General features: G+C 43.4%; 8 protein-coding genes. 3 read left to right on the plus strand and 5 right to left on the minus strand.

What is annotated here, in order from left to right:
* Positions 1-242: 242 nt before the first annotated feature.
* From B9J87_RS14675 to B9J87_RS14685, 3 genes are all read left to right on the plus strand, one after another.
* On the plus strand, positions 243-1,109 hold the full coding sequence (locus B9J87_RS14675) for a fructosamine kinase family protein (protein WP_017042505.1): 867 nt from the start codon (positions 243-245) through the stop codon (positions 1,107-1,109).
* A gap of 157 nt (positions 1,110-1,266) precedes the next feature.
* Positions 1,267-1,470: a CPXCG motif-containing cysteine-rich protein gene (locus tag B9J87_RS14680; protein WP_010320526.1), complete on the plus strand. Its 204-nt coding sequence runs from the start codon at positions 1,267-1,269 to the stop codon at positions 1,468-1,470.
* Positions 1,471-1,722: 252 nt separating this feature from the next.
* Complete coding sequence (locus tag B9J87_RS14685; protein ID WP_026027236.1) at positions 1,723-3,093, plus strand: MATE family efflux transporter; 1,371 nt, start codon at positions 1,723-1,725, stop codon at positions 3,091-3,093.
* A gap of 78 nt (positions 3,094-3,171) precedes the next feature.
* On the opposite strand, the gene B9J87_RS14690 is transcribed toward B9J87_RS14685, so the two are convergent.
* The 5 genes from B9J87_RS14690 to B9J87_RS14710 form a co-directional block, all read right to left on the minus strand.
* Positions 3,172-4,014 carry a DNA ligase gene (locus B9J87_RS14690; protein WP_441351335.1) on the minus strand — a complete coding sequence of 281 codons (843 nt, stop codon included), beginning with the start codon at positions 4,012-4,014 and terminating at the stop codon, positions 3,172-3,174.
* A gap of 186 nt (positions 4,015-4,200) precedes the next feature.
* The gene (locus tag B9J87_RS14695; protein ID WP_017047626.1) at positions 4,201-5,064 is read right to left on the minus strand and encodes a patatin-like phospholipase family protein; all 864 of its coding nucleotides are present in this window, start codon (positions 5,062-5,064) and stop codon (positions 4,201-4,203) included.
* A gap of 157 nt (positions 5,065-5,221) precedes the next feature.
* The gene (locus B9J87_RS14700) at positions 5,222-6,406 is read right to left on the minus strand and encodes a tetratricopeptide repeat protein (RefSeq protein ID WP_094147899.1); all 1,185 of its coding nucleotides are present in this window, start codon (positions 6,404-6,406) and stop codon (positions 5,222-5,224) included.
* A complete protein-coding gene (locus B9J87_RS14705; RefSeq protein ID WP_094151496.1) occupies positions 6,403-7,023 on the minus strand; it encodes an energy transducer TonB in 621 nt (206 codons plus the stop codon). The genes B9J87_RS14700 and B9J87_RS14705 overlap by 4 nt, the downstream gene beginning before the upstream one ends.
* Positions 7,023-7,183 (minus strand): ExbD/TolR family protein (locus B9J87_RS14710; RefSeq protein ID WP_176429546.1); only part of this gene is annotated, 161 nt, incomplete at its 5' end. The genes B9J87_RS14710 and B9J87_RS14705, both read right to left, overlap by 1 nt.

A 7,183-nucleotide genomic window follows, 5' to 3' on the forward strand; every position in this document is an offset into this window, starting at 1 on the left:
GGATACGGCATCCTATAAATTGGGTTACTAGCACCGAAGCAAGATCAACTTATGGAAAATATAGCGTTATTTTTAATACTATTTCTGTATTCGCATCTGCAAATTCTTGCACTTAATCACATTTATGAGCATTGGTGCTCCCTCAAAAGGAAAGTGGCTAAATTATGTGTCACGCACTTCTGAAATATTCGTAACCATGACCTAAACTACGAATTATTAAGTAAATCAAGGCAGAGGTCGTTATGTGGCAAACTCTCATTCAGCAGTTATCCGATACGCTCATGTTTGAATTTAACCCTGTTGAAAAAGAAAAAGTCAGCGGTGGTGACATTAGTGATTGCTACATGATCAGCGATGGCGAGCAACGCTATTTTGTTAAAGTGAACACACGAGACTTCTTAGCTAAGTTTGAGATTGAGGGTGAAAACCTACGTTCGCTTCGTGAAACGTCAACAGTACAGGTTCCCGAGCTAGTGATGATTGGAACCAGTAAAAATCATGCTTTCATTGTTCTAAACTATCTACCAACCAAACCCCTAGATAACGCGACGAACAGCTATGAGTTCGGTGTACAACTGGCCAAACTGCATCAATGGGGAGAACAAAAAGAGTATGGGTTTGATGCAGACAATTATATTGGTTCCACTTTGCAGCCAAATCCGTGGGACAAAAAATGGGGTCGTTTTTTTGCGGAACAACGTATCGGCTGGCAATTGCAATTGTTGCGTGAAAAAGGAATTGAGTTGTTCAATATCAGCGAGTTGGTCGACGTTGTCCAATCTCGCTTAGCTAACCATAGCCCTCGCCCATCTCTGCTGCATGGAGATTTGTGGCATGGGAATGTGGCAAACTCGGTATTTGGTCCAATTTGCTACGATCCTGCCTGTTATTGGGGTGATCGTGAATGCGATATCGCAATGACAGAATTATTTGAAGGTTTTCAACCTGAGTTTTACCAAGGCTATGAGAGCATCTTACCTTTGAGTTTGGACTATGTGGAACGTAAGAATATTTATAACCTCTATCATGTCCTCAATCACTATAATCAATTTGGTGGCCACTATCTGGTCGAAGCGGAAAGTTTGATCAAGAAAATCCTCTCCTTTTAACGGTGTAAACAACCGAGCTGTATAGACAACAAATGAGCCTTAATAAATGGCTCTTTTGTTGTTTTATGGGCCAATTCAAAGTTTGAACTTAATTTGCCGCTTAAAGGAACTTAGCGACTTAGTATTAAGGTATCTCCAAGGATGTAAGGAAAGAGATATGAAAAATTATACGGAAAGAATGGTCAACTGCCCTCACTGCGGTCATTCCATTAGGATCACCCTAGATGCATCAAATGGTAGCCAAGAGTTTTATGACGATTGCCCCGCCTGTTGCCATGCGATTCATCTCAATATGATGGTCGATGAACGTTTAGACAAAATAGAGTTGTTTGTTGATGCCGATGATGAACAAATCTTTTAAAAAGTGAGCGCTTGGCAAGCGCTCTTCTTAATAGTTACGTGCAACACGCCAAGCCCCCCTATCTAGCCTAATCAAGCTTTGTATGAAATAGATTTCACCACATACAGCGCGACGAGCAACCTTCCCAATAAACATTAGGTAATTTCATCAGTTTTTCATGGAGCTTAGTGTGACATTTCTTTATCATCCATGCCTACGCGATAAGTTGATTATTGGTCGCGATTTTTGCTTGTCCTTCCTCTGGAGATATTTGTGCATCGTTATAAACAAGAAGCTTCAAATTTAATCAAATTGGCAACACCTGTGTTGATTGCCTCTATTGCTCAAACTGGAATGGGCTTTGTAGATACCGTCATGGCAGGTGGTGTGAGTGCGATTGATATGGCTGCGGTATCGATCGCGGCAAGTATTTGGCTACCTTCGATTCTGTTTGGTGTTGGGTTGTTAATGGCGTTGGTTCCCGTTGTGGCACAACTCAATGGTTCAGGGCGGCAAAAGAAAATTCCTTTTGAAATACAGCAAGGCGCAGCGCTAGCGTTGTTTGTCTCTATTCCCATTATTGGTGTTCTTTTTCAAACTCAATGGATTTTGGGGTGGATGGATATTGAGCCGTTGATGGCTGAAAAAACTAACGGGTACATGTACGCCGTGATGTTTGCCGTACCTTCTTATTTATTATTTCAAGCATTGCGCAGTTTCACTGATGGTATCTCACTGACGAAACCCGCTATGGTGATTGGTTTCGCGGGCTTATTAGTTAACATTCCACTTAACTGGATTTTCGTATACGGAAAATTTGGCGCACCAGAGCTAGGCGGTGTGGGTTGTGGTGTGGCGACGGCAATTGTCTATTGGTTGATGTTTTTTATGCTGCTGTTTTATGTCGTCACTTCTAAACGCATGGCGCACATTAATATCTTTGGTGAATTCCATAAACCACAATTGAAAGCGCAAATTCGCTTATTCAAGCTTGGTTTTCCTGTGGCGGCAGCGATATTTTTTGAAGTTACTCTATTTGCTGTGGTCGCATTGTTGGTCGCTCCACTCGGTTCATTGGTGGTGGCGGCTCATCAAGTCGCTTTGAATTTCTCATCATTAATTTTTATGTTACCGATGAGTATCGGCGCGGCAGTGAGCATCCGTGTTGGCCATAAGCTGGGCGAGAAAAATATTGAAGGGGCAACCATCGCTTCGCAGGTTGGCTTGTTAGTCGGTTTATCTACTGCAATTATCACGGCGACGTTAACGGTCCTATTTCGTGAATATGTGGCTTTGCTTTATACGGAAAACCAAGCCGTTGTAGCCATGGCGATGCAGTTGCTTATTTTTGCGGCTATTTATCAATGTATGGATGCGATTCAAGTCGTTGCAGCAGGAGCGCTACGTGGTTATAAAGACATGACGGCGATTTTTAATCGTACCTTTATCGCTTATTGGATGATTGGCTTGCCAACGGGCTATGTATTAGCAATGACAGATTTCATTGTCGAACCTATGGGTGCCAGTGGGTTCTGGATAGGATTTATCGTTGGCTTATCTTCTGCTGCTTTAATGCTGGGTATCCGCTTACACTGGATGCATCAACAAGCCGATAGCGTGCAACTCGATTTTGCATCGAAATAACAGCTTGATTCTCTGAATTTCAACGTGGCGAAAAGGCGTTGCGATGAAATAATAAGGTCAGACATTGTCTGGCCTTATTTATATTGCTGGCCTTTCTCTCATAAAACGTGCAAATCTTGGTTTCCCTTCTGCAGTGAGATCATTAAAACGAAAAGTAATAATGGATCCGATCTTTGGCGGATTATTTCTGATCTCATCAGAAAAACCGCTGCCGATATAGAACTCAACACCGTTTTCTAAGCGCACTAGCACTGATCCCATCATACCTTGGTACTTGCCAGAACCCAGTTTATAACCAATGACCGTAGCTTCAGCATCTTGGTGTTTTTTAAGCTTAAGTAAATCGTTACTGCGGCCGGCTTGGTAATGAGCATTAATTTTTCGCAGCATCACCCCTTCACCCTGCCCATCACTTACGTTGTCTAAATACCCAAGCAGCTCTTTTTCTGAGTGAATTGGTGAATGTTCAATATAGGTAATGTGCGGAGCATTCATAAGTGAGGATAAGTGGATAAGATTGCGATATCGCTTTTGGTAGTCACCGATCGCTTCGGGCATATCAAACAGCATAAAGCGGATGCTTTGCCACGCTTCATCGGTTGGTATGGTATCCAATACCGTTTGTTGAACGTGATGAAACTGACCTCGTCCAGCCCAAAGCTCTCCTTCTAATGCTTTATTAGGTAATGGTGCAGTAAACCAAGCAGGCGCATTGATCTTATTACCATTACGCGTATGAAGATATTGTCCATTCCAGATGGCGCGAATTCCATCCAGTTTTTCACTTTTCCAGTACTCAGCAACATCAATGCCATGTTGGTAACTATTGGCTGCTGTGACCGGAATAAACATCTGAGAGTTTTCCGTTGCAGTGACAGGAATTGTGTTCAATAAAGCGATGGAGAGTAGCGATAGTTTCAGTTGCATGCCGTCAGGCTCGATCAATCAAAATGTGGTACATACTTAGCACGTGCCACTCATATGAAAACCATAAACAAGATAAATTGCGATGAAATTCATACTCAATCATCTCTAAAAAACAGCTTATTACATAGACAGTTACGACATGTAGATAGTGTTTTATCAGCCTTTTAAACCTAAGCGTTTTTAGGCTGCACGTGTGTATTCAAGCCACTCCAAATGATTTTGCCCTGCTTTTAAGCCCATGTCATAGCCTATGTTGAGTAAAGGTAACTTCATCGTCAATCTCTTAACGGGAAACCCTTCAGGTGGCGCGATTACTCGAATGATGGCATCAGAAGGTGGATTGCGAATAAATTCAAGTGATTGGTTGTAATGTTTCGCACGAAATAGCATTGATTTAGCCATATTTGGATGGCGTGAAAAGAGTTTTTTCATCATCCACTTACTTTTAGGAGGCGACATGATATAGCTAAGTGGATGTGATAAAACAACCGTAATATCTCGTGCTCCACGGCGATACGCTTCTTTAACAGGGATCGAGTCAGCAACACCTCCATCAGTGTAGCAACCACCATGGAAACAAGGCGTGTGCTTATAAACTATCGGTAGCGCGGATGTAGCCTCAATGGCCGTGCTCAAGTTTTCTTGAGTCACTCGATAATAATCGGCTTTACCCGTTTCGATATTGGTTGCAACAGCAAAGAAAGGGACTGAGTTAAACAGTTTGTCTTCATCAATCGGATAACGTCGGTTGGACTCATCGATTAGCCAACGCACATCGACGAGATTTCCCCCCTTAATAAAGCGAATTGGGTTAAAAAAAAGACGGTCGGTGGCAAGCTGAGTTACAACGTGATAACTGCGTCTCGGTTGCTTCGCAAGGTAGCCGATTAAGTTTGAAGCTCCAGCTGAAACACCTAATACAAAATCAAATGGGTTATGCTGATGTTGTAAAAAACTATCTAAGACTCCACTGGCAAAAATGCCGCGCATCGCACCACCTTCAACCACTAACGCTTTCATCATGATTCTCTCTCTGTACTTCATCGTTAAACGTTATGGTACGGAAAAAATCAGAAAGACAATAATAGGTTCTCTTTATCACTAAGATAGGCAAAACCGAACCAATGTCAGTCTTGATAATGACGATTCAAAAATCGTAAAAGGTCAGACGCCTCATCATCGGGCAGATGAGGCGCTATGATCAGATATTAGCCGTTTGCGCTTGCTGAACTTTTTGTAAACGAGAAAGGAATTTGATCCATCCTTTGGCATGGCTTGATGGGTTTAGGTTTTCAGCTTGCTTGGCTTGGTATAGAGCATTATCGAGTTGATTGAGTTTGTACAGCGCATGAACTCGCGCTAACGCGACATCGGCTTTTTTCTCGCGCGTGGTGACTTTATCCAACGCCTGTAACGCTTCTTTAAATTGCCCTTGCTGGTTGTACAGCAGCGCCACTTGCCAATAATATTGCTCATCCTGTTCAGCTGCTTTTGTCCATGTTCTGATCGCGGATTGCCATTCTTTGGCTTGCTGCCAGTAAGTGGCTTGCTCTTTCAGTAAAGTTAAGTCTTGATCAGCATCAGATAATGTTTGCAGAACTTGCGCCGCACGTTCTGGAATGCCATTTTGCGCATACAACTGCGCGAGCAAGTGTTTATCCTTATCGGTTAATTCCACACCTTGTAATTTGGCTAACGCTAGACTGTTTAATGCTTGACGACGCTGATCTAAACGCAGATGTAAACCGACCAACTGTCGCCACCAACTGGCTTGGTCAGGCTCCAGCATGATCAGTTTTTCTAAAGTTGGAATGGCCGCCTTCCATTGTTCTAGCTGAAGCTGCGCACCTAATTTAAGTGACAGTGGGTTTTTAGTATTAAGTGGTGTCACGGTTTGGTATTTATCCAACGCATGCAGCACTTTTTTCCATTGTGCAATTTGGTAGTGGGTTTGTGCGATACGCAACCACAGATCGTCTACTTTCTGTGAAGGAGGAACGGATTTCAATAATTGGTAGTAGTGCGGTAACGCCTTTTCAAATTGTTGTTCATTGACATACAGATCAGCCAACATACGTTCGGTGGTCCATGCCTGCTCATCTTGCAGCTCTCCACTCTCTACAGCGTACTTGATCTGTTTGACTGCCGCTTTGGGCTGACCACTTTGCCAATAAAACACACCAAGCATCCGGGCAACAAATGCTTTATCGTAAAGACGTGACGTTTCAACACTGCTCAGTACCTCAATGGCTTGAGTGAGGTTCTCTTCTAATGCAAATTGCTGTGCTTTTTGCACTTTCAGGACTGTTGTCGCACTTAATTCGCTCGCATTTAAAGAGAGCGAGCCGATAACAAGTGATAAGCCAATCAATATACGTTTCATCATTTGGCAATTTTAAACTCCACAGTCACGGTTTGTCCCGGCTGCTCAATGGCTTTACCGTCGACAATCTGAGGTTGATACTTCCATTTTTTCAGCGCTTGCATCGCTTCACGCTCAAACATACGTTTAGGATTGGCATCGACGACATTGATGTCGACGGCTTTTCCTGTTGTATCAATGGTAAAGCTTAATGTAACGAAACCTTCTACACCTCGCTTTAGAGCTCGGCTTGGATAAACCGGCTCGACACGATATAACGGCATTGCTTGCTGGTTTGAGCCAAAATCACCAAAGGTTGGTGCGCTAATCGCCACCCCATTAAGCGCTGTATCCAAACCCAAAGCTGGTAAACTAGTGAGTGATGTAGCGGCCGTAGCAGTAGTTTGTGACTGTGTCACTTGTGCTTGCGGTGGCGGCTCAGGCAACTTTAAAGGTTCCGGAACGCTACGTTGGCGACGCTGTAAATCGTGTTCTTGTTCCATCATCACCATGTTAAATCGCAGTGCTTGAGTTGGTTTTACAGCGCGTTGGTTACCGTTATCCACCATCCACGCCATAAAACCGAACAGCGCCAGCGAAATCGCTCCTGCAATTGGCAAAGCAAGCAGTAAACGTCCCATTAACGCTTCTCCGCCGCCAATGCGATATTTTTCACTCCGGCTCCTTTGGCCGCATCCATCACTTTAACAACCGTACCGTTATAAGCATGTTCATCCGCTTGAATCACTAACGCCGCATCTGGTTGTTCGAGCAACAGATGTTCTAGGGTGGCCTCTACAC

Source organism: Vibrio sp. V19_P1S1T109 (assembly GCF_002241375.1).
Lineage (GTDB): Bacteria > Pseudomonadota > Gammaproteobacteria > Enterobacterales > Vibrionaceae > Vibrio > Vibrio anguillarum.

Excerpts from the sequence above, each read along its gene's own strand:
- B9J87_RS14680 (WP_010320526.1), top strand. The coding sequence starts at position 1,267 with ATGAAAAATTATACGGAAAGAATGGTCAACTGCCCTCACTGCGGTCAT.
- B9J87_RS14700 (WP_094147899.1), bottom strand. The coding sequence starts at position 6,406 with ATGATGAAACGTATATTGATTGGCTTATCACTTGTTATCGGCTCGCTC.
- B9J87_RS14675 (WP_017042505.1), top strand. The coding sequence starts at position 243 with ATGTGGCAAACTCTCATTCAGCAGTTATCCGATACGCTCATGTTTGAA.
- B9J87_RS14705 (WP_094151496.1), bottom strand. The coding sequence starts at position 7,023 with ATGGGACGTTTACTGCTTGCTTTGCCAATTGCAGGAGCGATTTCGCTG.
- B9J87_RS14695 (WP_017047626.1), bottom strand. The coding sequence starts at position 5,064 with ATGAAGTACAGAGAGAGAATCATGATGAAAGCGTTAGTGGTTGAAGGT.